Origin of the sequence: Gilvimarinus gilvus, assembly GCF_030518155.1 — a bacterium.
Classification (GTDB): domain Bacteria; phylum Pseudomonadota; class Gammaproteobacteria; order Pseudomonadales; family Cellvibrionaceae; genus Gilvimarinus; species Gilvimarinus gilvus.
This window is the reverse complement of sequence record NZ_JAULRU010000208.1, coordinates 1-326: the sequence shown is the minus strand read 5'-3', so window position 1 is coordinate 326 and position 326 is coordinate 1. Positions and strand designations below refer to the sequence as shown.

Sequence of the window (326 nt, the reverse complement as noted above, 5' to 3'; positions counted from 1 at the left end):
GGCTGTTTCGATAGTCACTATCAATACACATGACTGTACTTGTGCGGCCAGGCCTTGCACCATTGGCCGCACTCACTGCGCCAGTGACGTTATCTGGCGTGTCCTGCACCTTATTCTTCGGTAAGTGACCCGCTATGAGTTCTGCCCTGTCCATCCGACAGCTCACCAAAACCTACGGCAACGGCTTCCAGGCCCTCAAGGGCATCGACCTGGACGTTGCCGAAGGTGATTTCTTCGCCTTGCTCGGCCCCAACGGCGCCGGCAAGTCCACCACCATCGGCATCCTGTCCACGCTGGTGAACAAGACCAGCGGCACGGTCAACGTG

General features: G+C 58.3%; 1 protein-coding gene. It reads left to right on the top strand.

Annotation, left to right across the window (positions count from 1 at the left end; genetic code table 11):
• Positions 1-134: 134 nt before the first annotated feature.
• On the top strand, positions 135-326 hold a 192-nt coding region (locus tag QWI17_RS01665; RefSeq protein WP_302720751.1), incomplete at its 3' end, for an ATP-binding cassette domain-containing protein.